Source organism: Actinoplanes sp. ATCC 53533 (assembly GCF_003947245.1).
On sequence record NZ_QHHV01000037.1, the window covers coordinates 36,202 to 61,442 of the forward strand.

General features: G+C 69.3%; 24 protein-coding genes. 10 read left to right on the plus strand and 14 right to left on the minus strand.

Annotation, left to right across the window (positions count from 1 at the left end; genetic code table 11):
• The first annotated feature begins 24 nt into the window (after nt 1-24).
• The 3 genes from DMB66_RS14105 to DMB66_RS14115 are packed head-to-tail and all read left to right on the plus strand — an operon-like array spanning nt 25 to nt 1,741.
• On the plus strand, nt 25-735 hold the full coding sequence (locus DMB66_RS14105) for a metalloregulator ArsR/SmtB family transcription factor (protein ID WP_125804526.1): 711 nt from the start codon (nt 25-27) through the stop codon (nt 733-735).
• The gene (locus tag DMB66_RS14110) at nt 732-983 is read left to right on the plus strand and encodes a hypothetical protein (RefSeq protein WP_233624542.1); all 252 of its coding nucleotides are present in this window, start codon (nt 732-734) and stop codon (nt 981-983) included. The genes DMB66_RS14105 and DMB66_RS14110 overlap by 4 nt, the downstream gene beginning before the upstream one ends.
• Nucleotides 984-991: 8 nt before the next feature.
• Nucleotides 992-1,741: a YwiC-like family protein gene (locus DMB66_RS14115; RefSeq protein WP_125804527.1), complete on the plus strand. Its 750-nt coding sequence runs from the start codon at nt 992-994 to the stop codon at nt 1,739-1,741.
• 111 nt (nt 1,742-1,852) lie between these two features.
• Here DMB66_RS14115 and DMB66_RS14120 read toward each other — a convergent pair whose 3' ends face one another.
• Complete coding sequence (locus DMB66_RS14120) at nt 1,853-2,659, minus strand: SPFH domain-containing protein (RefSeq protein WP_199752323.1); 807 nt, start codon at nt 2,657-2,659, stop codon at nt 1,853-1,855.
• 21 nt (nt 2,660-2,680) lie between these two features.
• Entirely contained in the window at nt 2,681-2,953 is a 273-nt protein-coding gene (locus DMB66_RS14125) for a hypothetical protein (protein ID WP_125804528.1), read from the minus strand.
• Between the two features lie 119 nt (nt 2,954-3,072).
• Here DMB66_RS14125 and DMB66_RS14130 point away from each other — a divergent pair, with 119 nt between their 5' ends.
• Both DMB66_RS14130 and DMB66_RS14135 read left to right on the plus strand, forming a co-directional pair.
• On the plus strand, nt 3,073-3,444 hold the full coding sequence (locus DMB66_RS14130) for a hypothetical protein (protein WP_125804529.1): 372 nt from the start codon (nt 3,073-3,075) through the stop codon (nt 3,442-3,444).
• Nucleotides 3,445-3,604: 160 nt separating this feature from the next.
• Nucleotides 3,605-3,943, plus strand: coding sequence for a helix-turn-helix transcriptional regulator (locus tag DMB66_RS14135; RefSeq protein WP_125804530.1), 339 nt, complete (start codon nt 3,605-3,607; stop codon nt 3,941-3,943).
• Nucleotides 3,944-3,968: 25 nt separating this feature from the next.
• Here DMB66_RS14135 and DMB66_RS14140 read toward each other — a convergent pair whose 3' ends face one another.
• From DMB66_RS14140 to DMB66_RS14160, 5 genes are all read right to left on the minus strand, one after another.
• Nucleotides 3,969-4,586, minus strand: coding sequence for a hypothetical protein (locus tag DMB66_RS14140; protein ID WP_125804531.1), 618 nt, complete (start codon nt 4,584-4,586; stop codon nt 3,969-3,971).
• A gap of 175 nt (nt 4,587-4,761) precedes the next feature.
• Nucleotides 4,762-5,238, minus strand: a complete 477-nt coding sequence (locus tag DMB66_RS14145) for a carbonic anhydrase (protein WP_370318390.1) — start codon at nt 5,236-5,238, stop codon at nt 4,762-4,764.
• A 216-nt stretch (nt 5,239-5,454) separates the two neighbouring features.
• A complete protein-coding gene (locus tag DMB66_RS14150) occupies nt 5,455-6,195 on the minus strand; it encodes an adenylate kinase (RefSeq protein WP_125804533.1) in 741 nt (246 codons plus the stop codon).
• On the minus strand, nt 6,180-8,024 hold the full coding sequence (locus DMB66_RS14155; RefSeq protein WP_125804534.1) for a SulP family inorganic anion transporter: 1,845 nt from the start codon (nt 8,022-8,024) through the stop codon (nt 6,180-6,182). The genes DMB66_RS14150 and DMB66_RS14155 overlap by 16 nt, the downstream gene beginning before the upstream one ends.
• Nucleotides 8,021-8,356 carry a helix-turn-helix transcriptional regulator gene (locus DMB66_RS14160; protein WP_125804535.1) on the minus strand — a complete coding sequence of 112 codons (336 nt, stop codon included), beginning with the start codon at nt 8,354-8,356 and terminating at the stop codon, nt 8,021-8,023. Before DMB66_RS14160 ends, DMB66_RS14155 begins: the two co-directional genes overlap by 4 nt.
• 328 nt (nt 8,357-8,684) lie before the next feature.
• Between DMB66_RS14160 and DMB66_RS14165 the strand changes: the two genes are divergently transcribed.
• Together DMB66_RS14165 and DMB66_RS14170 are read left to right on the plus strand one after the other, a co-directional pair.
• Nucleotides 8,685-10,118 carry an NADP-dependent malic enzyme gene (locus DMB66_RS14165; protein ID WP_125804536.1) on the plus strand — a complete coding sequence of 478 codons (1,434 nt, stop codon included), beginning with the start codon at nt 8,685-8,687 and terminating at the stop codon, nt 10,116-10,118.
• Nucleotides 10,115-10,495, plus strand: coding sequence for a metalloregulator ArsR/SmtB family transcription factor (locus DMB66_RS14170; protein WP_233624543.1), 381 nt, complete (start codon nt 10,115-10,117; stop codon nt 10,493-10,495). The genes DMB66_RS14165 and DMB66_RS14170 overlap by 4 nt, the downstream gene beginning before the upstream one ends.
• Nucleotides 10,496-10,536: 41 nt before the next feature.
• On the opposite strand, the gene narI is transcribed toward DMB66_RS14170, so the two are convergent.
• The 5 genes from narI to DMB66_RS14195 all read right to left on the minus strand — a co-directional run bounded on the left by narI (nt 10,537) and on the right by DMB66_RS14195 (nt 18,101).
• Nucleotides 10,537-11,298, minus strand: a complete 762-nt coding sequence (gene narI / locus DMB66_RS14175) for a respiratory nitrate reductase subunit gamma (protein ID WP_125804537.1) — start codon at nt 11,296-11,298, stop codon at nt 10,537-10,539.
• Nucleotides 11,295-11,960, minus strand: coding sequence for a nitrate reductase molybdenum cofactor assembly chaperone (gene narJ / locus DMB66_RS14180; protein WP_125804538.1), 666 nt, complete (start codon nt 11,958-11,960; stop codon nt 11,295-11,297). The genes narI and narJ overlap by 4 nt, the downstream gene beginning before the upstream one ends.
• Nucleotides 11,957-13,621 (minus strand): nitrate reductase subunit beta, encoded by a 1,665-nt coding sequence (narH, locus tag DMB66_RS14185; RefSeq protein ID WP_125804539.1) that lies wholly within the window; start codon nt 13,619-13,621, stop codon nt 11,957-11,959. The genes narJ and narH overlap by 4 nt, the downstream gene beginning before the upstream one ends.
• Nucleotides 13,621-17,289, minus strand: a complete 3,669-nt coding sequence (locus tag DMB66_RS14190) for a nitrate reductase subunit alpha (protein ID WP_125804540.1) — start codon at nt 17,287-17,289, stop codon at nt 13,621-13,623. Before DMB66_RS14190 ends, narH begins: the two co-directional genes overlap by 1 nt.
• Before the next feature lie 158 nt (nt 17,290-17,447).
• Nucleotides 17,448-18,101 carry an SRPBCC family protein gene (locus DMB66_RS14195; RefSeq protein ID WP_125804541.1) on the minus strand — a complete coding sequence of 218 codons (654 nt, stop codon included), beginning with the start codon at nt 18,099-18,101 and terminating at the stop codon, nt 17,448-17,450.
• 152 nt (nt 18,102-18,253) lie between these two features.
• Between DMB66_RS14195 and DMB66_RS14200 the strand changes: the two genes are divergently transcribed.
• On the plus strand, nt 18,254-18,460 hold the full coding sequence (locus DMB66_RS14200; protein ID WP_125804542.1) for a hypothetical protein: 207 nt from the start codon (nt 18,254-18,256) through the stop codon (nt 18,458-18,460).
• 30 nt (nt 18,461-18,490) lie between these two features.
• Entirely contained in the window at nt 18,491-19,654 is a 1,164-nt protein-coding gene (locus DMB66_RS14205; protein ID WP_125804543.1) for an FIST signal transduction protein, read from the plus strand.
• 237 nt (nt 19,655-19,891) lie between these two features.
• On the opposite strand, the gene DMB66_RS14210 is transcribed toward DMB66_RS14205, so the two are convergent.
• Both DMB66_RS14210 and DMB66_RS14215 read right to left on the minus strand, forming a co-directional pair.
• Nucleotides 19,892-21,310 carry an MFS transporter gene (locus DMB66_RS14210; protein ID WP_125804544.1) on the minus strand — a complete coding sequence of 473 codons (1,419 nt, stop codon included), beginning with the start codon at nt 21,308-21,310 and terminating at the stop codon, nt 19,892-19,894.
• Nucleotides 21,307-22,725: a nitrate/nitrite transporter gene (locus tag DMB66_RS14215; RefSeq protein ID WP_370318379.1), complete on the minus strand. Its 1,419-nt coding sequence runs from the start codon at nt 22,723-22,725 to the stop codon at nt 21,307-21,309. Before DMB66_RS14215 ends, DMB66_RS14210 begins: the two co-directional genes overlap by 4 nt.
• A 695-nt stretch (nt 22,726-23,420) precedes the next feature.
• Here DMB66_RS14215 and DMB66_RS14220 point away from each other — a divergent pair.
• Nucleotides 23,421-25,241, plus strand: coding sequence for a putative nucleotidyltransferase substrate binding domain-containing protein (locus DMB66_RS14220; RefSeq protein ID WP_125804545.1), 1,821 nt, complete (start codon nt 23,421-23,423; stop codon nt 25,239-25,241).

Below are 25,241 nucleotides of genomic sequence, written 5' to 3' on the forward strand. Positions count from 1 at the left end.
TTCGACGTTATAACGTTAAGCACCATGGAAACACCGCGAACAGGCCCCAGCGGGGAGACAATCGATACGCCCCGCCACCGGGCACTCGGATCAGCCAGCCGGGTGACGATCCTGGGCCTGGTGCGTGCCGCCGAGGGCGGCGTTACGGCTGCCGAGGTGGCGGCTCAGACCGGGCAGCACCTGTCCACGACCCGCGTCCACCTGGACCGGCTCGCCGAAACCGGGCTGCTGGTAAAGGCGCGCGCCAGCGGTGGGCAGCCCGGCAGGCCGGCCTGGCGCTACCGGGCGGCGGCCGCCGATCCGGCGCCGGCGCCGTACCGGGCGCTGGCCGCCGCCCTGCTCGATCAGCTGTCCGGCGGCGGCAGCGACGTCCGCGAGGCCGCGGCGCGGGCGGGTCAGAGATGGGGCCGGCAGTTGGCCGCCGCCGGTGCCGAACACGTGGACCCCGTCGACTCGGTGATCACCGTCTTGGGCGGGCTCGGCTTCAGCCCTCGCCGCCAGTCACCCGAGGTGGGGGAAACCACGCAGGTGCACCTCTACACGTGCCCGTTTCTGGAACTGGTGGGCCAGAACCCCGATGCCATGTGCGGACTGCACCTCGGGGTCGTCCGCGGGATCCTCGAGCACGGCGGCGGCTCCGGCGAGTCGGTGGTGTTGGAGCCCTTCGGCGCGCCGGCCGCGTGTGTCGTACGCCTGTCGGCACCCGCTCGCCCGGCGGCCGGGGGGCGGTCATGAGCCGCTCGGCGGGGGTGCCGGTCCGGTGGCGGCTGCCCGTGCTGGCCGCCTTTCTGGCCCAGTTCGACACCGTCTACCGGGAAGGCCGATGGCAGCTACGCTCCGCCGACCCCGGGGCCGCCCAGGTGCTCGACCTCACCCCTGCCGGCGGCGGCTTCGTCGAAACCGTCCTGCCCGCACCGGGCCACTATCCGGTCGTCAGCCACGTCATGGTCGATCCCGACCGCGGCACCATCGAGGTCAGGTGAACCACCCGATGACGACCAGCAGCACACGCTCCTCGGCCGGCCGACGCAAGAAGGCACGGCAATACCTCCCACCCCAGCACGGCGCCTGGGCGATGCTCATCGTCCCCTGGCTCGCGGGTGTCCTGACCGCGGGATTCCACTGGGCGCACCTGCCGCTGCTGGGTGCATGGGTCGCCGGCTACCTGCTTTCCTACTACGCCCTACAGGCCGTCAAGACCCGTCGCCTGTCCCGCTTCCGGCCGCAGCTACTGCTGTACGCGCCGATCACCGCCGTACTCGGTCTGGTTGTCGTCCTTGCCCGGCCCCACGTCCTGGCCTACGCCCCCGCCTACGCGCTGCTGCTGGCGCTCAACGCCGCATACGCGTGGCGACGCCGGGAACGGGCCCTGGTCAACGATCTGACCTCCGTCGTCCAGAGCTGCCTCATGGTCTTCGTCGCGGCCACCGTCGCCGCTGCCGGCATCGGCCAGGTCGTGCTGGCCTTTACCGCGATCCTGCTGTACTTCACCGGCACGGTCCTGTACGTCAAGACCATGATCCGCGAGCGCGGAAACGCGTCGTACCGCCGCGCATCGGTGGCCTACCACGTCCTCGCACTCGGCGCGGCGGCCGTTCTCAGCATCCCGATCGCGGCCGTCTTCGTTCTCCTGCTGGTTCGTGCGGCCGTGCTTCCCCGATACCGGCTGACACCGAAGCGGGTCGGCATCGCCGAGATCGTCGCCGCCACGCTCGTGCTCAGCACAGCCGTGGCCGCATGATGACAACCCCGCGGAGACACACTCCCTCCGACAGGGTCGAGAACATGAGCACCGAGTAGCAGCCAGGCGACCGGGGTCAGCCGGATCTGGCGGCCCTTCTCGGGGCCGAGATCAGTGGTCATCATGCGTCCTTTCCACGGCGTGACTCGCCGGCGAGGTGCCGTTGACACCGGGCGCGGCCTGACCGCGGATGGCGTCGAGGAACGGGCCGATGATGTCGATCGGCAACGGGAAGACCACAGTGGAGTTGTGGTCGGCACCGAACTCGAGCAGGGTTTGCAGGTAACGCAACTGGAGGCTCGCCGGACACTCACTGAGTGTTTTCGCGGCGTCACGGAGCTGCGCCGACGCCTGGAGCTCGCCGCGGGCGTTGATCACCTTCGCGCGCCGTTCCCGCTCGGCCTCGGCCTCGCGCGCCATCGCCCGCTGCATCGCCTCCGGGATCTCGACGTCCTTGATCTCCACGACGTCGACCTTGACGCCCCAGGGCTCGATCATGGCGGCGAGCGACTTCGCGAGGTCCTCGTTGAGGTCCGCCCGGTGCGCGAGCAACGTGTCCAGATCCGCACGGCCGACGACCGAACGCAGGGTGGTCTGGGCGATCTGGGACGTGGCGACCGCGTGGTTCTCCACCGACATCACGGACTTCACCGGGTCGACCACCCGGAAGAGCACCACGGCGTTCACCCGGGCCGGGACGTCGCGGCGGAGGCCGAGAACCAGGTCACGGCTCCTCCTCGTCACGCCGGTCGTGGATCTCCCGGGGTCGGTGATCACCTCAGGAATCAGTCCGAACTTCGTGCTGTTCGTGCCGAAGAAGTCGGCGTACCGCTTGGTGGCATCCTGGAATGCCGAGACCTGCTCCGCGGTGAACACCAGCTCGCCGCTGGCCTCGTCGTAGCGGTTCTCGCGCAGCATTCGCTTGACGGCCTCTGTCGGCTACTGCTGCCCGGAGACGGTGAGTTCGACCTTGATGTGCTCGGCAGAGTTACGAGGGTACTCGGCGGTGTAGTCCGGGCCGAGGTACCCGCCGTGACCCATCACCGAGCCGCACTGCTGCAGCGTTCGGCGAAGGAAGATCTGCCAGCCAGCGGTCACACCCTCGACCGTATCGACAAGGTCAGATGTTGCGCAGCCCGAAGTGCGCCTCGTGGCAAAAGGACAAAGAAACGAATCAGCAAACTGCCAGTTGCGAAAGTCTTCAAGCCGCATCGAACACCACCTAACTCTCGCAGCCACTACTGGCAGGCGCCGGACAGTCTGTGTGTCGCGCATCCGGGCGGCGCAACCATGCTCGACCCCGACGACATTCCCAGGCTAAGGAGTCGGACATGCCAGAGATGGATGTGGCGCTGAAGGACACGATGCAGATCGACGGCGCCCTCGGGGCTGCGCTAGTCGATCACACCAGCGGCATGGCGCTGGGCACCGCCGGCGGCGGCAAGAACCTCGACCTGGCGGTCGCTGCGGCCGGTAACACGGACGTGGTGCGCGCCAAGCTGCGCGCCATGGAGATGCTCAACCTCACCGAGAAGGTCGAGGACATCCTCATCACGCTGGACACCCAGTATCACCTCATCCGTCCGCTGAGCAGCCGGTCCGGCAAGGGCCTGTTCCTCTATCTGGTCCTGAACAAGGACCGCGCCAACCTGGCCATGGCCCGCCACCAACTGCGAGCGATCGAGGGAACGCTCGACATGTAGTTGCGGGCACCGCCTCCGAGGGCTGCGGCCCCGGCGGGAGCGAGCGACGTCGGCCCTGGAGTTTCCGTGACGGTCTCAGTCAACGTGCAATTTGCATATTTGCGCAACTGATAAACTTGTCATCAATGCTGCTGACGAGCTTAGGCTGGGTGGTGACCGCATGTCGGTGCCGTTGTATCAGGCGAAGGCGGAGTTGTTCCGCACATTGGGCCACCCCGTGCGAATCCGAGTGCTGGAGTTGCTGCAAGACGGCCCTAAACCGGTCCGTGATCTCCTGCTGGAGATCGACGTGGAAGCGTCGAACCTGTCCCAGCAGCTGGCGGTGTTGCGCCGGACAGGGCTGGTGGAGTCCAGCCGTGAAGGCGCGTCGGTGATGTACGCGTTGAGCACGCCCGACGTGGCGGACCTCCTGGCCGCCGGCCGCCGCATTCTCGGTTCGGTACTGGCCGACCGGGGTGGGCTGTTGGTGCAACTACAGGCCGATGGCAGCAGCCGGTGAGCGCGGGCCGGGCTCGTCACCGCCGTCATCCTCCACGCGGGTGGCACAGGGCGCACTGGGCCGCCCAGGCGATGCTGTCGGTCAGGGCCGGGTCCGGCGTTGCCCACGCAGCGCCGGGTGCTGCCGTGGCAGCAAGCATCTGGGCTACCGCTGCCAGGACATCGACCTGCAATCGGCCAGCCTGGGTGTCGACCAGAGCAGCGAGCAGGCCGGGTAGGACCGCAAGGCAGTCAGCGAGGGCCGGCAACCGGACGATCAGTGGACTCGCCTGACCCGACGTTCGAGGATCTTCCACGGGCGTCGCGCACAGATCCACGACGACGTCGGCGTCTCGGGCGATCCGGGCAAGCGGCACAGACCAAGCGTCGGCCTGCCTCCAGAACACCAGATTGCGGATGCCGATGGCGATCAGGAGAGGAGCCATCTCGACCAGTTCGTCACTACCGGCAACCACCACACTGCTCCGTTCAACCGGGCGTCCGGTAAGACGCAGCTCTGTCAGCACCCGTGTCGCAGTCACGACGGCGAGGAGATCGGTGTCGGTGACCACAACATGGCCCGCGCCCTCAAGGGCCTGGCGAAACTGCCAGGCCCGGTCTGCTCGGGTGTGGACCAGATAGACGACGGACATGTCAGCGCGCACAACACTTAGGACAGAAGACGCGTCTGACTCATCAGCGCTCAAGCTCGCAGCGCAGGAATTGAACCCCAGGTTTCTGAGCCAGCGCGCAAGGCCGGACAACACGGGGTCCGGTTCTGTTCCTTCGGGTAAGGCACTGCCGTCACCGATCACGGCGATCAAAACCAATGTTCGCCGTTCATGCTCCGAGCCCTCGCTCTGCCACGCAGCTCACTGTTCCCTCGGACAGCCGGTACGACAGGCCGACCACCGCGCATCGGCCGGCGGACACCTCATTGGCCAGCAGCACCGAGCGTCCCACCAGCCCTCCGACAGTCCGCCGGATGTGTTCGTCCACAAACTGATCGACTTCGGTGAACCCCCGCGCTCGCGCGGCCAACACACTCGGCATCACACGCTCCACCACGTCTCCGAGGTAGCCGGCCGGCGCCACACCCCCACGTTCAGCTTCGCTGGCCTCGGTGACTGCGCCGCAGGAGTCATGCCCGAGGACGACGACAAGCGGTGCCCCCAGCACGGTAACCCCGTACTCGACACTGCCCAGCACCTCCGCGCCCGCCACGTGGCCAGCGGTCCGTACCACGAACAGATCCCCCAGCCCTCGATCGAAGATGATTTCCGCCGCCAGCCTTGAATCCGAACAGCCGAACAGCACAGCGAACGGACGCTGCCCCGGCGCCGACCTCGATCGGTGATCGGCATCCTGATTGGGATGCAGCCGCTCACCGCGCACGAAGCGAGAATTGCCTTCCAACAGGACGGCGTACGCCTCAGCAGGCGACAATGGACTCAGATCAGCCATACGATCAACCTATCCGACGGCACGTGCGGGAGCCTGGAGGCGCGGGCCGACATGACCCACTCCCGCGGCCTACCATCCTGGCGGTCGCCGTAGCGGGGAAGGCCCGCCGCCCCCAGTATTCAGCCGACTCCGGGCGACGTGTGGGCTCGGGCGGCCGGGTGTCGCGACGGTTGCTGTCAGCTTGGTGTCATCGGAGCCGGCCGGTGGTGGGGTGTGGCGGTGTTCGGGCAGGCCGAGGTCGCGGCGGGCCCGGTCGAGGTGGGTGATCGCGGTCCGGGTGACTTCGGCTTCCGGCCGATCGCCATCGATGGTGATGAGGGTTTCGCGTTTCCGGTAGTAGTCGAGCAGCGGGGTGGCGGCGTGGTCGAAGATGTCGAGGCGGTGGCCGATGACGTGTTCGGTGTCGTCGGTGCGGCCGGTCTGCGCGCCGCGGGCGAGCAGACGGCGGATCAGTTCGGGTCGTGCGGCGGTTAGGTATACGGCGATACGGACCTCGGCGCCGAGCAGTTCGGCGACCCGGTAGGCGGTTTCGGCCTGTTCGACGGTGCGGGGGAAGCCGTCGAGGATGTAGCCGCCATCTCGGGTGGCTGCTTCGACGGGCTTACGCAGGATGTCCATGACGATGCTGTCGGGGACGAGGTCGCCGCGGCGGATGCATGCGGCGACGGACCGGCCGATGGTGGTGCTCTCGGCGACGTGGCGGCGCAGCAGGTCGCCGCTGGAGATGTGGGCGATGCCGTAGTGCTCGGCGAGGTGCACGGCCTGGGTGCCCTTGCCGGAGCCGGGTGGGCCGATCAGCAGTAGTCGCATGGAGACGCTCCGGGGGGTGAGGGTTCGAAGGGGGCGGTCTGCGGCTGGTGCCGGGTTGGCGCGGTACGGATCTGGCCACCGCGGTCGGGTCCGTTGCCGGGTCGGCCGGCGCCGTTGCCGGCGGGTCCGGTGGCGCCGGCGGGTGGCGTCAGGTCGGCGTTGTCGTGGTTCAGGACGTGGGCGCGGGCGTGGGTGATGGCGGTCGGGGTGTCGGGGAAGACGTGACCGTCGCGGCGGAGCTGCTCGGCTAATCCGAGGGTGGTCAGGACCTGTTCGTGGCCGGGGGTGATGCCGGAGAGCAGGACGACGATGCCGCGGCGCCGCAGCCGGTTGATCGCGTCTGCGAGAACGTGTGCGCCGGTGGCGTCGAGCGTGGAGACCCGTGACATGCGCAGGATGACAACCCGCACGTCGGCGATCTCGGACAGCTGCAGCAGGAAGGTGTGGGCGGCGGCGAAGAACAACGGGCCATCAAGGCGGTAGGCGACGATGTGCTCGGCGAGCAGCGCGTGTTCCTCGGCGCTGTGGTCGCCGGCCTCCAGCGGGACCTGCTGCAGACGGGCGGTGCGGGCCACCGCGCGCAGAGCCAGCACGATCGCCACGCCGATCCCGACGGCGACGGCGGTGACCAGGTCGAACACGACGGTCACGGTGAAGGTGAGGATCAGCACGACCGCGTCGCCGCGGGTGGAACGCGCCAGAGCGATCAGCGAACCGGCCTCGACCATGCGCACGGTGGTGGCCAGCAGAACCCCGGCCAACGCCGCGAGGGGGATGCGGCCGACCAATGGTGCGGCGGCCAGCACGATCACGGCCAGTGCCACGGCGTGGGTCAGAGATGCCAGTTTCGAGGCGGCGCCGGCGCGGACGTTGACGGCGGTGCGCGCGATCGCGGCGGTAGCGGGAATCCCGCCGAACACGGGCGCGGCGAGGTTCGCCAGTCCTTGGCCGAACAGTTCCCGGTCGGAATCGTGGCGCTCGTTGACGCTCATCGCGTCGGCGACGGTCGCGGACAGCAGGCTCTCCAGGGCGGCGAGCGCGGCAACGGCCAGCGCCGCCGGCAGCAGCGCCTGCACGGCGCCGAAGTCGAGGAAGCTCAGCGACGGGGCCGGAATGCCGGCGGGCAGGGTGCCGATACGGGTCAGACCGATCGGTGCGGCCTCCGCCAGGATCGTCGCGGCGGCGACCCCGAGCAGCGAGAACGGCAATCCGGGACGCCAGCGGGCACCGAACAGCATCAGCGCCGCGACACCGAGGGCGACCGCGATGGGTGCGGGGTCCGGGGTACGGGCGAAGCGGGCGACCGCGTCGGCAGCCACCGCCCAGACCTTGTCACCGTGCGCATCGGTGACGCCGAGCGCGGCCGGAAGCTGCTGGAGGGCGATGACCACCGCGATGCCGGCGGTGAAGCCCTCGATCACCGGGGTGGGCAGGTAACGGACGTACCGGCCGAGCCGGGCCACGGCCAGGGCGATCAGGACCACACCGGCCATCGCTCCGACCATGAGCACCCCGCGGGCGCCGAAGCGCTGCACGACCGGGACCAGGACCACGGTCATCGCACCGGTAGGCCCGGACACCTGCAGGTTCGATCCGCCGAAGATCGCGGCGACGGCGCCGGCGATGACCGCGGTGACCAGTCCGGCCTGTGCGCCGAGACCGGAGGTGACCCCGAACGCCAACGCCAGCGGCAACGCCACCACCGCCACGGTGAGCCCCGCCAGCAGGTCGCGGCGCGGCGAGCGCCGTACCGCAGTCCAGTCCGAACGCTGCGGTAGCAGGCCCGTGAACCGGGAACCGAGCGACCGTATCGCCTGTGCCGTGCTCATGACCGCTGACCGGTGCGCAACTGCGCGAGCAGCCCGTCGCGGTCGGACAGCACCGCACCGAGGATCCTGCGTGCGGCGGCGAGCAGATCCGCGACGTCCGGCGTACTCAACGAATAGACTACCAACGATCCCTCGCGGGTTGAGGCCACCAGACCCGCGCGACGCAGCACCGACAGCTGCTGCGACAGGCTGGACGGCTCCACCTCGATCATGGTGAGCAGGTCACGGACCGGCTTCGGCCCGCCCTGCAATAGCTCAAGCACCCGGATCCGCACCGGATGGCCCAGCGTCCGGAAGAACTCGGCTTTCACCTGGCACACCGGCAACGACACCCGGCTCACCCCCTCGACATCTCAGGCATCTATCGGATCCACTACTTGCGAACATTAGCAATTAACAAGCCAGGCGGATGCCGCCATGGCGGTGACCTTGCCCACGGAGGGGACACGGGTCGCCGCCTCAGCCGCCGGGATCAGGCAGCCGGGTGGCCTCTGGGTCGGACGCATTGCCGCCTCGGAAACCCGGACCAGAGTACATTACGTTCTGCTTACTTGCTAAGGTTGGCAAGTCATGATTCGTTGCCGTCTGCGGCGTCGGCCAACACGGGACCGGTGACAGTCCTGGGCGGTGCGACGAGAGCGAAGGTGGGGGTGTCCGACCATGCAACTGGTAGGCGCTGAGGCATCGGACGAACAACGCGTCGGCGGTGACCCGGCTTTCGCCGCGGTCATCACCGTGCGTGCCAGGCGGGACGAACCGGTGGCGCCACTGCTGGGCTTCCTCGAACCCTGCTGGGGGCTGCGCCCGCTGCCGTGGGCCGTGCCAGGCCAGAAACGCGTACTGGTACAGGTCGACGACGAGGCGGCATTACGCCGGCTGAGCCAGGAGGCCCTCCGACACCGCCGTGTGCTCGGCTGCATCGACAGGTTGTGGACGACGACCGCCGGCGGACCCATCCAGGTACGGCCGCGCCTGCCCGCACGGTCGGCACAAGATCTGGCCCTGCTACACACCACCGGCGCGAACAGGCTCGCGTCGGCCATCGCCGCGGTGCCCGAGACCGGGCGCGAGGTCACCGGCCGGCCCAACCGGGTCGCGGTGGTCACCGACGGCAGCTGCGTGCGCGGACTGGGCGCTGTCGGCCCGCTGGCGGCACTACCGATAGCGGAGGGCAAAGCAGCACTGTTCGCCCAGCTGGCCGACATCGACGCCGTACCGATCTGCCTCAACACCGCAACCACCGACGAAGTAGTCGCCGTCGTACGGGCGCTGGCACCCGCATTCGGCGCGATCAGCCTGGAAGCGATCGCCGCCCCCGGTTGCTTCGACATCGAACGACGGCTGCAGGACGAACTCGACATCCCGGTGTTCCACGACGACCAGCACGCCACCGCAGTGGTGATAGTCGCCGCGCTACGCAACGCGCTGCGCGTGGTCAGCAAGAGCCTTGCGACGGCCCACATCGTCGTGCTGGGCACCAGCACGACGGGGGCCGTCCTGACCCGGCTGGTGCGACGCGCCGGGTCCGGCACCGTGACCCGCTGGTTCCCGGACGCCGAGCCGGACACCGGCCGGCCCGCCAGTCACCTGCGGCCGGCCCGCCTCACCGGCCCCCGCCGCGTCCATGGCGGACCGGCGGCGGTCCTCGCCGGCACCGACGCGGTCGTCGACCTGAGCGACCCGGGTCTGCTCACCCCTCAACTCGTGACCGTCATGGCGGCAAGACCGGTGGTGTTCACCCTGTCCAGCCCGGAACCACGGTGGCACCCCGACCTACTCGCCGACCGGGCCGCGGTGATCGCCACCGCTCATCCCGAGCACCCGAACTACCTCACCAACGCCCTGGCGTTCCCCGGACTGACACGCGGCGCGCTCAACTCCCGTGCACCCCGCATCACCACCGCCATGCATCTTGCCGCCGCCGACGTGCTGGCCGGCCTCGTCGGGGACAATCTCCTCGGCGCGCACCGGCTGCTGCCCGACATCCTCGACCCACAGGTCGTGGAAACCGTGGCCGCGGCCGTCGCCGCGGTGGAGTCCTCACGACGCCGAGCACCACACCAACCCACCGCCGACGGACAGGGAGACCGATGACCAAGGGGGCACTGGTGAGCAGGCCGGTATACCAGATGAAGGCCGAATTCTTCAAAACGCTCGGACACCCCGCCCGGATCCGCGTCCTGGAACTGCTCAGCGAACGCGAACATTCCGTCACCGAAATGCTCCCCGAGGTCGGCATAGAGCCGGCCCACCTGTCTCAGCAACTCGCCGTGCTGCGACGAGCGAACCTCGTCACCACCCGCAAGAAAGGCTCCACCGTCTACTACACCCTCACCAGCCCACACGTCGCCAATCTGTTGGCCGTAGCACGACTCATCCTGTCCGGCGTCCTCACCGGACAGGCCGACCTGCTCCGCGACCTGCACGACGACGCCCCAGCTTCTTCGGACGCCCTCCACACCTCACGGTAGACATCAGCCATAGCAACCGGGGGTTGTCCAAGCCGGCCAGATCATCCACGCCGGGCCTTCTTGGCTTTCTGACCGGTGGGCAGCTTCGGCGGGCCTTCCCAGCCGGGACGGGACGGGCGCAGCCCGGGGCGGGTGTCGCGAGAACGGTAGGGGACGTAGGGGCGGGTGAGATAGCCGACGGGGGCGCTGAACGCATGGACCAGGCGGGTGAAGGGCCAGAACGCGAACAGCGCGAACGCGGCGATGATATGGATCTGAAAGCCGATCGGGACAGCCGCCATGATCTCGGGGTCGGGGCTGAGGTAGAACAGCGACCGGAACCACGGTGAGATGGTCTCGCGGTAGTCGTAGCCGTCGCCGGCGACATTGGCTCGCAGGGTGGAGAACAGGCCCAGCACGATCACTGAGGCGAGTACCACGTACATGGACTTGTCGTTCTTCGTCGTGGCGGCGAACACCGGGCCGGTCAGGCGGCGGCGCGCGATGAGGATGGCCATGCCGATCAGCGTGCAGAAGCCGGCGACGGTGCCGATGAACACCGCCATCAGGTGGTAGGCGTGCTCGGTGATGCCGACGGCCTCGGTCCAGGGTTTCGGGATGATCAGGCCGCCCACATGCCCGACGAGCACCATCAGCACACCGAAGTGGAACATCGGGCTGCCCCACCGCAGAATCGCACTCTCGTAGAGCTGCGACGATCGGGTGGTCCAGCCGAATTTGTCGTAGCGGTGGCGCCAGATCAGACCGCCCACGAGCACGACCATGGACAGGTAAGGAAAAACAACCCACAGCAGGACGTTCACCGGCGGCCTCCGGTCGTGTCGACGAGCCCGAACGGTTCCAGGCCGACCTGCTCGACCGGCGGGCCCGTCTGGGCCAGGCGGATAGCGGCGGCGATGTCGCCCGGCTGCGGCGGCGGCAGCATGGCCCGGATCGCCGCGACGGCGTGCCGGTAGGGCGACTTCTCGCCTGCGAGGGCCTTGTCCAACAGGTCGAGGCCGACGCGGTTCTCGCGCAGCAGCCGCCACCCGTCGTCGTCGACGGCGGCCAGGTCGAGGACCGCCGGCAGGTAGTCCGGGAGCTCGCCGCCGACGACCTCCAGGCCGGCTGCCTTGTAGGCGGCGGCGAACTGCACCAGCGCCTCGCCGCGTTTGCGGGTGTCGCCGGCGGTGTAGTAGGTCAGATGGAGGCAGCACCGGCGGCGGAAGTCGAACAGCTCGACGTAGGTGGTGACGAGCCGGCCGGGATCGGTGGTGCGGCGGTGCTCGGCCAGCGACCGCAGCGGTTCGGCCACGGCGGCGGGCAGCTCGTCGAGCGCGGCGGTCAGCGTCGCGAGAACGGCCAGGGTGTCGTGGTCCGGGTAGCGCAGCAGCAGCGACGCGGCGCGGGCGGCGACCGCCCGCCACGTCGGTTCACCCGCGGTGTGCGCCGGGCCGGGTCTGAAGGGCTTGGTGAAGCCGGTCACGGGTCGCCTCCGTTCTTCTTCGGCGGGAACAGCCCGGCGGGGGTGCCCTTGCCATCCCAGTTGAGCAGGTTGACGCGGGCTTGCTTGTCCGCAGGCGAGGCGACCGAGTCGGCGGTCTGCCGGTCGCGGAGCATGTGGAGGTTCTCGATCGAGATCGGCGTCGGCGCGCCGGAGGACTCCCCGAACGGGCCGGAGCCGCCCATGCCGGGCCCGCCCGGGGTGTCGAGGCTGCACTCGGTGGCGAGCTGTTCGAGGTTGTGGGCGTTCTCGGCGTGGGCGGCCGGGATGACGTAGCGCTCCTCGTACTTGGCGATGGCCAGCAGCCGGAACATGTCGTCCATCTCCGTGCCGGTCATGCCGACGGCGGCGGCGATGGACTCGTCGCGTTCCTCGCCGAGGTTGATCCGGCGCTGGTAGACGCGCATCGCGGCGAGGCGCTGCAGGACGGCGGTGACCGGCGCGGGGTCACCGGCGGTGAACAGGCCCGCCAGGTAGTCCACCGGGATGCGCAGCGCGTCGACAGCGCCGAAGAGGTTGTTCAGATCCTCGCCGTCGTGTCCCGTGTCGCGCAGGATGTCGACCACGGGCGACAGCGGCGGGATGTACCAGACCATCGGCATGGTCCGGTATTCCGGGTGCAACGGCAGCGCCACCTCGTACTTCATGATCAGATCCCAGATCGGGGACCGCTGCGCCGCGGTGATCCAGTCCTCCGGGATGTCCGCCGCCCGGGCTGCCGCCACCACCGACGGGTCGTGCGGGTCGAGGAAGACCGACTTCTGGGCCTCGAACAGGGCGTGCTCGTCCTTGACCGCGGCGGCCTTGCCGACGGCGTCCGCGTCGTACAGCATCAGGCCGAGGTAGCGCAGCCGGCCGACGCAGGTCTCGGAGCAGATGGTCGGCTGGCCGATCTCGATGCGCGGAAAGCAGAAGGTGCACTTCTCGGCCTTGCCGGTGCGGTGGTTGAAATAGATCTTCTTGTACGGGCAGCCGGTCACGCACATCCGCCAGCCCCGGCAGCGGTCCTGGTCGACCAGCACGATGCCGTCCTCGGCGCGCTTGTAGATCGCGCCGGACGGGCAGGACGCCGCGCAGGACGGGTTGAGGCAGTGCTCGCAGATCCGGGGCAGGAAGAACAGGAAGGACTTCTCGTACTCCTGCTTGACCTGGTCCGACAGCTGTCGCAGCACGGGGTCGCCGGCGGCGATCTCGTTGCCGCCGGCCAACGAGTCGTCCCAGTTCGCCGACCAGGTGACCTTGGTGTCCTCGCCGGTGAGCAGCGACTTCGGCCGGGCCACCGGGGTGTCGTCGCCGGCCGGGGCGGTGAGCAGGTGCTCGTAGTCGTAGGTCCACGGCTCGTAGTAGTCGGAGATGGCCGGCATCTTGGGGTTGGCGAAGATGCTGAACAGCTTCTTGATCCGGCCACCGGCGCGGGGCTTGAGCCGCCCGGTGCGGGTCCGGGTCCAGCCGCCCTGCCACTTCTCCTGGTCCTGGTACGTGCGCGGATAGCCCTGCCCGGGACGGGACTCGACGTTGTTGAACCACACGTACTCCACGCCGGAGCGGTTGGTCCACGCCTGTTTGCAGGTCACCGAGCAGGTGTGACAGCCGATGCACTTGTCGAGATTCATCACCATCGACATCTGGGCCATGACGCGCATCAGTACTCCACCTCCTGGGACCTGCGGCGAATGACCGTGACCTCGTCGCGCTGGTTGCCGGTCGGGCCGAGGTAGTTGAACGCGAACGACAGCTGGGCGTAGCCGCCGATGAGGTGGCTGGGCTTGATCAGCAGCCGGGTCAGCGAGTTGTGGATGCCGCCGCGACGGCCGTTCGTCTCGGCCTTGGGCACGTCGATGACCCGCTCGGCGGCGTGGTAGAGGTACACGGTGCCCTCGGGCATCTTGTGCGTCACCACGGAGCGGCAGACCACGACGCCGTTGCGGTTGACGGCCTCGATCCACTCGTTGTCCGTCACCCCGATCTTCGCCGCGTCGATCTCGCTCATCCACATCGTCGGGCCGCCGCGGGAGAGCGTGAGCATGATCAGGTTGTCCTGGTACTCCGAGTGGATGGACCACTTCGAGTGCGGCGTCAGATAGCGCACCGTCAGCTCCAGCTCGCCCTTGGGGCCGAGGCGGGGCTCCCCGAACAGCTTGTGCATGTCCAGCGGTGGACGGAAGACCGGCAACTCCTCGCCGAGCTCCTGCATCCAGTCGTGGTCGAGGTAGAAGTGCTGCCGCCCGGTCAGCGTGTGCCACGGTTTGAGCCGCTCGACGTTGATGGTGAACGGCGAGTAGCGGCGCCCGCCGTGCTCGCTGCCCGACCACTCCGGGCTGGTGATGACCGGCACCGGCCGGGCCTGGGTGTCGGCGAAGCGGATCTGCTTGCCCTCGTGCTCGGCCGCCAGGTCCGCCAGCTTCCGCCCGGTACGCCGTTCGAGGAACTGGAACCCCTCGGTGGCCACCCGCCCGTTGGTCGTGCCCGACAGGGCCAGGATCGCCTCGCAGCAACGAATGTCGGTGTCCAGCCGCGGCCGGCCGTCGGCGACACCACCCCGCACCGTGCCGTTGACCTTCTTCAGGAACTCGACCTCCGGCTTGACGTCCACATTGACGGCCTTCGTGGTGGTGCCGAGCCGGTCCAGCAGCGGACCCAGCGAGCCCATCTTCGCGCTGATCGCCCCGTAGTCGCGTTCGACCACGATGAACTTCGGCATGGTCTTTCCCGGCACCGCCGGCACCTCGCCGGTCTTCCAGTCCCGCACCACGCCGCCCGGGGTGGCCATCGCATCCGGGGTGTCGTGCAGCAGCGGCGCCGCGACGAGGTCCTTGCGCACGCCGAGGCGCGGGCCCGCCAGCTCGGAGAAGACCTTGGCGATGCCGTGGAACGCGTCGAAGTCGGTCCGGGTCTGCCACGGCGGATTGATCGCCGGGGTGAACGCGTGGATGAACGGGTGCATGTCGGTGGTATTGAGGTCGTGCTTCTCGTACCAGGTCGCGGCGGGCAGCACCACATCGGAGAACAGGGTGGTGGAGGTCATCCGGAAGTCCAGCGACAGCAGCAGGTCGAGCTTGCCCTCGGGTGCCTGGTCGTGCCAGACCACGTCCTGCGGTCGCTTCTCCGGCGACGCCTCGGTGGCGCGCAGCGAGGCGTCGGTGCCGAGCAGATGCCGCAGGAAGTACTCGTTGCCCTTGGCCGACGAGCCCAGCAGGTTGGCCCGCCACACAGTCAGCACCCGCGGCCAGTTCTGCTCGGCGTCCGGGTCGGTGCAGGCGAAGTTGAGCCGGCCGTCGACCAGTTCCTTGGCCACGTACCCGGCCGGGTCCTCCGGCGCGGCGGCGAGCGCCTCGTCGGCCACGTCCAGGGGGCTGCGGTCGAAGGTCGGCATCGTCGGCATCCAGCCCAGCCGGGCCGACTTCGCCAGCAGGTCCGCGGTGTGCCGGCCGGCGAACTCGCCCTTGGCCAGCGGCGAGGTCAGCACGTCGGCGGTGTACTGGTCGTAGCGCCACTGGTCGGTGTGCAGATACCAGAACGCCGTACCGATCATCTGCCGCGGCGGCCGGACCCAGTCCAGGCCGAAGGCCAGATGCGACCAGCCGGTGACCGGGCGGCACTTCTCCTGACCCACGTAGTGCGCCCAGCCGCCACCGTTCTTACCCTGGCACCCGGTGATCGTGGTGAGCATCAGCATGGCCCGGTAGGTGGTGTCGGAATGGAACCAGTGGTTCGTGCCCGCGCCCATCAAGATCATCGACCGGCCGCCCGAGCGTTCGGCGTTGTCGGCGAACTCCCGGCCGATGCGGGCCACGGCCGCCGCCGGTACGCCGGTGATCGGCTCCTGCCAGGCCGGGGTGTAGGGCACCTCCGCGTCGTCGTAGCCGGTCGGCCACGTTCCCGGCAGGTCCGGCCGGGCGACACCGTACTGGGCGAGCATCAGGTCGAAGACGGTGGTGACCAGCTTGCCGGCGACCCGCGCGGTGGGCACGCCGCGGCGCATCAGCTCGGGGGTGTCGTTGTCGAAGCGGGGCAGCGCGATCTCGGCACCGTCCCCGCCGGCGCAGCTGAGCCGGGGGACGATGGCACCGAGGTCGAGGTTCCACTTGCCGACGCCGGCGTCGTTGAAGCGGTGCCCGAGCGAGCCGTTGGGCACCGCCGGCGCGTCGGTCGCGGTGTCCCACAGCACCGGCCGGAACGCCGCCTCGGCGTCGGTCTCGCCCAGGTCGGCGGCGGTGACGAACTTGCCCGGCCGGTATCCGCCGCCGTCGACCGGCTCCAGGGCGACCAGATAGGGCAGGTCGGTGTACCGCGACACGTAGTCGACGAACGGCTCGGTGGTCTTGTCGACGAAGAACTCCTTGAGGATGACGTGCCCCATCGCCATCGCGAGAGCGCCGTCCGTGCCGGGCTGCGCGGGCAGCCACTCGTCGGCGAACTTGACGTTGTCGGCATAGTCGGGCGACACCACGACGACCTTCTGGCCCCGGTAGCGGGCCTCGGCCATCCAGTGCGCGTCCGGGGTGCGGGTCACCGGGACGTTCGAGCCCCACATCATCAGGTACGAGGCGTCCCACCAGTCGCCGGACTCCGGCACGTCGGTCTGGTCGCCGAACATCTGCGGTGAGGCCACCGGCAGGTCGGCGTACCAGTCGTAGAACGACAGCATCGACCCGCCGATCAGCGACAGGAACCGGGCGCCGACGGCGTGCGACACCATCGACATGGCCGGGATCGGCGAGAACCCGGCGACCCGGTCCGGGCCGTGGGTGGCGATGGTGTGTACGTGCGCGGCGGCCACGATCTCCTGCGCCTCGTCCCAGCCCACCCGGACCAGGCCGCCCTTGCCCCGGGCCTGCTGGTAACGGCGCCGGCGTACCGGATCGGCCTGGATGTCGGCCCAGGCCGCGACCGGATCGCCGCCGAGGCGGGCCTTGGCCTCCCGGAACATCTCCACCAGGATGCCCCGGGCATACGGATAGCGCACCCGGGTGGGCGAGTAGGTGTACCAGGAGAACGCCGCTCCGCGCGGGCAACCGCGTGGCTCGTACTCCGGTCGGTCCGCACCGACGCTCGGGTAGTCGGTCTGCTGCTGCTCCCAGGTGATGATGCCGTCCTTGACGTACACCTTCCAGGAACACGAGCCGGTGCAGTTCACCCCGTGGGTGGAGCGGACCACCTTGTCATACGACCAGCGGTCACGGTAGAAGCTGTCCGCCTCCCGGCCGCCGATCTGATGCAGAGTTCGCCCGTCTGTGGACACCTCCGCACGGCGCACCAGGCCACCGAACTTGAGAAGTGCCTGTCCCGCGCTGTCGGTCGCGCCCGCCATTCGCCGCCTCGTTCCTCCGCTGGTGACCTCGGGTGGCCGGGTTCCTGCCGTAAACACACCGACGCGACCCGAACCCGCCGATTCACCCCACCATGATCGTGCCCCAGACACCCGGGCCAAAGGTCCCGTTCAACAGATCAGTTCGCCGGAGGCGGTGCTCATGACGGGCTGGATAACGACGCGGAAAGGTGCCCGCTCCACTCGACACGCTCCTTGATGCCCCGCAGCATCCGCCGTTCCATGACGAGACCGCCCGGCTCCATGACGACCCGGTCGACCAGGCGGCGCGGCCACGAGGCGCCCGCGGCTATCCGGTTCCGGCTGATCAGCCGGGTCTCCAGCCAGCGGGTCTCCAGGTGGAAGATCCACACCCAGGCGCCGTCGGTCGACCGGAGCGCGAGCGTACGTTCCGGATCGAGGATCTCCACCCGCATGCCGGGGCCCTTCGGTCCGATCGGCAGTACGTCGCCCACGGCGAGATCCTGGAACTGCGGCAGGATGTCGTCGGCGCTGCGCATGTCCGATCCGAGCAGGTTCTCGATCCAGTCATAGCTGTACCCGCCGCCACGCCCGCCGCCCATCTGCACGAGCCACGGCCACACCGTGGCCGGCGCCGCCTCGATCGTCAGGGCCCGGGTGGACACCACGTCCGCGTCCGGCAGTAGGTCGTCGCCGGGGAGCACCCTCGTGACCTCCTCGTCTGTCGCCCCATAGTGCAGGTACAACCGCCGGGCCGGCGGCGAGTATGCCGCCGCCGCGGATGCCGCCATCAGGGCCGCGCCACCGATGCCCTTCCACGATGTTGTTCTCATGGCTCCACGCTTCCTCCTCCCACGTCCCGGCTGGTAGGGGCGTCCGGCCTGGCGCACCAGGCCGGTTTCGGGATTCCCGTCCGGCTCGCCACCGCCTGGAGGATTCTGGGAGCCGCGTTTCGAATCACGAGCAGACCTGAGGAGCAGCAGCGATGGCCGTAGCGGTGGCATCACTCGCGGACCTGGCGGCGAGGTTGGAGAAGAAGATCGGCAACGCGGCCAGTACGTCCGCGATCTCGACGAGGCTGATTCTGCGGACCGGTGTCAACCTGCGCCAGCCTCGACCGGAGCAGGCCAACGACCCTGCCGTCGTGGAGAAAGTACGCGTGGCCCTGGCCGATATGGGCTATGTGCTCTGACCTGACACCATCGAGCGGGAGAAGACAACCATGGAGTTGACAGCGGTGAAGACCCGGCTGCGCAGCGCGGTGAGCTGGCAGCCGGACACCCGGAAAGCGGCCGAAGAGCTCATCGAGGGCCTCGGCGACGTCGACGCCGCGGCGCTGATGTTCTTCGCCTCCCCCGCGATCGGCGGCGACCCGATCGCACAGGCCCTGACCCGGCACTTCCCGGCGGCGGCGGTGATCGGCTGCACCACGGCGGGCGAGTTCACCGAGCGGGCGACCGGCACCGGCGGGGTGAGCGCGATCGCGCTGCCCAGATCCCTGGTCCGCACCGCGGCGGCCGCCCTCGCCGACCTCGACCGCGGCGTGGACGCGGGCATCACCGCCGCGGTGGCCCAGCTCGAGCGACAGCTGGACCGGCCGCTGCGGGACCTGGACCCCGATCGGTACGTCGGCTTCGTGCTCATCGACGGCCTGCACGGCGACGAGGAGCGCGTCAACGACCTGCTGGGCAACGCCGCGCCGCTGCTGTCGTTCGTCGGCGGATCGGCCGGCGACGACCTGGCCTTCACCAAGACGACCGTGTACGCCGACGGGACCGGGCACGACCACGGCGCCGCGCTGCTCGTCCTGGAATCCGACGCACCGTTCCGGGTGATCAAGTCGTGCAGCTTCGAGCCGGTGGGGCGCACGCTCACCATCACCGACGCGGACGTACCGGAACGGATCGTCTGGGAGCTCGACGGCCGCCCCGCCGCCCAGGTGTACGCCGAAGCCGTCGGCTGCGGCATCCACGATCTCGGCTCGACGGTGTTCATGTCCCACCCCGTCGGCCTCATGATCGACGGCAAGCCGTGGATCCGCAGCCCGCAACAGGTCGTCGAAGGGCGCGGTCTCAAGTTCTACTGCCAGGTGCTCCCGCAGATGCAGGTCGAGCTGATGCGCGGCACGGATCTGGTCGCGGAAACCCGCCACGACCTGCGCAGGGCCGCCGACGATCTCGGCGGCCACGTCGCCGGCGCGGTGATGTTCAACTGCATCCTGCGCCGGCTGGAGATCGACCAGAAGGACCTCGGCGACCAGTTCGTCGACGCGCTCGCCGACATCCCCACCGCCGGATTCCACACCTACGGCGAAAGCTGGCTCGGGCACATCAACCAAACCCTGACCGCGGTGCTCTTCGGCGCGCCGCGATCCACGACAGATTGATCATGCGCGGCGCCGGACAAGCGCCGCGATGAATCACCTCACCGGTCGGCCGAGCTGCGCACCGACAGACTCACGCGGGGCGACAACACGTCGGCCAGCGGTCGTCGGGGCGTACGGCCGGCCGGTTTGCCGTACCCGACCCGCGACACCGTCTGCGCCGAGCGGCCGCCGGCCGCACCCGCGACGTGAGTTCCGCCCACGGGCGAGGGCTTGCGCCCCGCCCGTGGCGGACAATGATCAGCTCGGTTTCGGCGCCCCGGGCCGGGCGTAGCGCCGCCAGGTCACGATGACGCAGAGGATCGCGAAGACCAGGCCGATGAGGTAGAAGGCGGTCGGGGACATGAGGGTCAGGCCGAAGCCGAAGAAGAACGGGCCGAACGCGGCGATCGCGGCCGTCCAGCCGATGACGCCGCCGGCCTGCCGGCGTTCGAAGATCATCGGCATCTGTTTGAAGGTCGACGCGTTGCCGATGCCGCTGAACAGGAAGATCGCGAGCATCCCCCACAGGAACCGATCGAAGCCGGCGTCCAGGGTCGCGGCCGAACTGGTGTCGGGCCGCAGGCCCGTGAGCGTGAACGCGATGGACGCGATGATGCCGATGCCGGACACGAGGGTCCACCGGGCGCCGCCGAACCGGTCGGTCAGCGGGCTGAACAGGACCCGGGCTGCCGCACCCACCAGCGGGCCGAGGAACACGAAGGTGACCGGATCGGGCACCGTGTAGCCGTCGATGAGCAGCCGCGCCGCAGCGCCGGCGCCCTGCACGATGTCGGGGTTCCCGGCACCGTACAGGTTCCTCATCAACAAGCCGAACTGAGCGGACAGGCCGGCGAAGGTGCCGAAGGTCATGACGTACAGCAGCGTCATCCACCAGGTGTCGGGGTTGCGGAAGATGTCGAACTGCTGCCGGACGTTGGCCACCACGGGCACCGAGCGCAGCATGGTCCAGGCGAGCACGGCCCCGACCACAATGAACGGGACATAGATGTAGGCCACGTTCTGATACCAGACCTCCTGCGCCGGCTTGCCGGGCGTACCGGCCATCGGCTGAGACCCGCCGAGGAAACCGATCATCGAGAAGCCGATGATCCACGGGGTCGCCAGCTGGACCAACGACACCCCGAAGTTACCGATCCCCGCCTGCAAGCCGAGCGCGGTGCCTTGCTTGCGGCGCGGGAAGAAGTAGGAGGTGCTGGGCATGAAGCCGGAGAACGCCCCACCCCCGATGCCGGACAGGAAGGACAACGACAACAGCATCCAGAACGGCGTCGTCGGGTCCTGCACCTGCACCCCCCACCCCACCACCGGGATGAGCAGCAGCAGGGTGGTCAGGGTGACCATCTTCCGGGTGCCCATGATCGGCGGCAGCACCATCCACATCACGCGCATCAGTCCGCCCGCCAGACCCGGCATCGCGGTCAGCCAGTAGAGCTGGCTGGTGCTGAGGTCGAAGCCGAGGTTCGTGAGCTTGGGCGCGATCGCGGACGCGAGGAACCACGACGCGAAGCACAGCGTCAGGGTGAAGGTGCTGATCCAGAGCGTGCGCCAGGCCAGGCGGTGGTCCCAGGTCTCGGGATTTTCCGGGTCCCAGGACTGCAGCCATTCACGGCCGGCGGGCCGGGGGGTGCTCGGGGACGTGGAGAGTTCGGTATTCATGCGCGGGCCTCCTCGGGCTCACGGATCGCCACGCCAGCGGACACGGCTGCTCGGTCGGTGTGGCTCGGCTTCTCGATGTGGGTGGCAAGGTCGGGTGATTCGTGGTGGAGCATCCGCACGACGGTGAGGTGCATCCAGATGGCGCACCCCGCGATGAGGAGGAACAGGACCAGGAAGGTGCTGGACGGCAGCCCGGTCCACGCCTTGGTGTAGGCGAACAGCGGCGGCAGGAAGAATCCGCCGAGGCCACCGAGCGTGCCCACCAGGCCACCCACGGGTCCCACGCTCTGCGGGAAATACTCCGGGATGTGCTTGTACACGGCGGCCTTGCCGATGCCCATCGCGCAACCGAGCAGGACGACCAGCACGGTGAACGGCACGATGCCGATCTGGTAGGCCAAGTGGGTGGTCTGGGTGCCGTCCACATGGTCGACGACGATGTGGCCCGGGGGCATCATCAGCACGCCGGCGCTGACCAGCATGACGCCGAACGTCCAGTACATGACGCGGCGGGCACCGAGGCGGTCGGACAAGGATCCGCCGAGCGGGCGCAGCAGTGAGGCGGGGAAGATGAACAGCGCGGTCAAATAGGCCGCGGTCTGCAGCGACACCTCGAAGTTGTCCATGTAGTAGGTCGGCAGCCAGGCGGCGAGCGCCACGTAGGCCCCGAAGACCGCGACGTAGTACAGGCTGAACCGCCACACCCGCAACTGCTTGAGCGGCATGAGCTGTGCACGCAGCGGGATGCCTCGGCCGGGCATCCGGTCCTGGCGGGGCGCGAGGAACCAGGTCGCTGCCGCGAGGATGAGCAGCAACACGGCGTAGACGACCGGAACCAGGCGCCAGCCGCCCGCAAGGAAGCCGAGGTAGGTGGCACCGGCGGTGCCCGCGATCAGCGGAGGGCCGATGAACTTGGTGACCGAGGCGCCGACGTTGCCCGCGCCGAAGACGCCCAGCGCGAAGCCCTGGTGCCGGCGGGGCTGCCAGGCCGAGTTCCAGGCGATGCCCGCGGAGAAGGAGTTGCCGGCGAAGCCCACCAGGAACGCCAGCACCAGCAGCATGGCGTAGGAGTCGGCGAGGGAGACCAGGTACGCCGCGACCGCGGTCGCGGCGAGCATGGCGGTCATCACCCGACGCCCGCCGAGCCGGTCGGTCACCATCCCGGCGGGAAGGCGCCAGATCGAGCCGTTGAGCACGGCGGCGGCGATGATCCAGGACAGTTGCACCTCGGAGAGGTGGAACTCCTTGCTGATCGGCTTGCCGAGGATGCCGAACATCAGCCACACCGCGAACATGACGGTGAAGCTGATGCTGGAGAGGGTCAGGACGCGAGTGCGGCCACGCACGTCGTCGCCCGGCCGGTCTCCGGCCGCCGCCTCCGCCATCTGGTCGTGGTGCGCTGGGTTGACGGACACGGTCGCTACCTCGCTGCTCAGTTCCGATGAGCGCCCGCGATATCGTCGCCGGCGCGTCTGCCTCAGTCAGCCTGTCGTGGAAGATCCAGGCGAGATAGGGACCTTGGGCCTGTCTGCGAGGGGACCGGGTCCCGGCCGGATGATAGGAAACCGGACCGGAGGGCCTATTACACGCGTCCCGGGGCATTGCGGTGACCGTCTCGCGGACGGGCCGAAGGACCGGGGAGGAACGGCCCACCCGGCCCTGCCCCGGCGCGCCGGGGCGGCGCGACGCTGATCGTGGCCGGTCCGCGGCCCGACCCCGAACAACGTTGATCAGGAAGCCGAGATGAGAATCCTGAGAAGAGCAGTGTCCCCGACGGGACGGCGTGCCGAGGGCTGGTTCCTGCCGAGCAGCCGAGCCGAGACCGTCAGAATCCACGCTTCCTGCGGGGAGGGGGACGAACAGGCGCGCCATGCCTGGGGACAGTTCGGCTACGTCGGCGACGAGCAGCGCGACCAGGTCCGCCGGTGCGAACGATGCGGCTCGACAGAGACCCGACCCAGACGCGATGTCACCGGACAGAACGGGCCGGCCCGCCGGGACACTGGCCTCTGACGGCAAGGCGGGCAAGGATGGCGTCACGCCAGAGGCATCCCAGGCGACGGCGGGATAACGGCACGAGGCTCTACGACGGATCGGGAAGCGGGTCGCGGTGCAGGAGTTCGCCGACTTCCTCAGTGGTCAGCCGCCCTTCGACGCGCTCGACGCCGCGGACCTGGCCCGGCTGGTGGCGCGCGTGGAGGTCGAGTACTTCGCCGCCGGCTCCGTGGTCGTCGCCGACGACGAGAACCGCCTTGATCACCTGTGGGTGGTCCGGACCGGCGCGCTGGAGGTGCTGGATCGTGGGCAGGTCGTCGACCTGCTCGGTCCGGGTGACACGTTCGGGCATCTCTGGCTGTTGTCCGACCTGCCACCACGGCTGCTGGTGCGCGCCCAGGAAGAGAGCCTGTGCCTGCGCATCCCCGACCCGCGCGCCTTGCTCGCCCACCCCGAGAGGCTGCGGTTCACCGCGGTGGATGCGGTCCCCCGGCGGGAACGCCTCACCGACGGCGGGGTGAGCCGTGGCGACCGGCGGCTCGCGGACCTGATGCGCCCCGTTGTCTGGTGCGCCGAAACGGACCGGATCCGTGATGTCGCCGACCAGATCGGCTGCGCAGCGACCTCCTGCGCGCTGGTGCGGACGACCGCCGGTCTGGGAATCGTCACCGACCACGACTTCCGGCGCCGAGTGGCCGCCGGGCACATCGGCATCGACGCGCCCATCGCGCAGCTGGCGACCGTGCCCGCTCTGACCATCGACGAGGACGCCACCCAGGCCGCCGGCCTGCTGTGCATGGTGGAACACGGAGTGCACCACCTCGTGGTGACCGACCAGTCCGGTCGGCCGGTCGGCGTGGTACGGGTGGTCGATCTCGCCCAGGCCGAAGTCCGTGACCCGTTGCTGATCCGCTCGGCGATCGAGAGCGCCGCCTCGATCGACCAGCTGGCCCAAGCGGCACGGTTGCTCCCGACCACGATCGTCGAGCTGTCCGACACCGGAGTGGCCGCCGCGCACATCGGCGCGGTGCACGCCGCCGTCATCGACGCCGTCCTCCGGCGGGTGCTGGACCTGCACCACAGCCCGGCGCTGGCCGCCATCCGGCACTCGTGGGTCCTGCTCGGCTCGCTGGCGCGCAGGGAACCACTACCGCTGTCGGACGTCGACACCGCACTGGTCTGGGCCGACCCGCCGGAGTCGGCGCCGGAGGTGGCCGAGACGATCCGGGCGGAAGCCTGGCAGGTGCTGAGCGAGGTGCGACGCTGCGGGCTGACCTTGTGCGCGAACGGCGCGAACGCCCACAATCCGGTCTTCAGTCGGTCCCGGTCCGGCTGGGCCGCCGCCGCCCGCGCCTGGCAGCTCGACCCCACCCAGGAGAACGCCCTGCTGCTGTCGGCGATGGTGGCCGACAGCCGCCCGGTGACCAACCTGCCACTCGGCCGTGCGCTGACCGAGCAGATCGGCTCGCACACCCGCACCACCCAGTTTCTGCGGGCACTGCTCGACGAGGCGCTGGGCTGGCGGCCGCCCACCGGATTCGTTCGGAACTTCGTCGTCGCTCACAGCGGTGAACACCGCGGCCAACTGGACCTCAAGAGCGGTGGGCTGGCTCCGGTGGTGGCCCTGGCGCGCTGGATCGCCATCGTCAGCGGCGACGCCCGCGGCACGACCACCGACCGGCTGCGCCGCGGCGCCCAGCTGGGCCTGCTCAGCACCGACGAGGCCGACACCCTGGCCGGCGGCTTCGACAACGTCTACTCGCTGCTGCTGCGACACGAGGTGCAGGCCGTCCGCGGTGGTGTCACACCGACGACGTTCTTCGCCCCCCGGGATCTCGACACCCTCACCCGCCGGCACCTGCGCGAGTCGTTTCGCGCCATCGCCCTGGTGCAGACGCGGGTGGACCGCGACTGGATGAGGCGGCTCGACCGATGA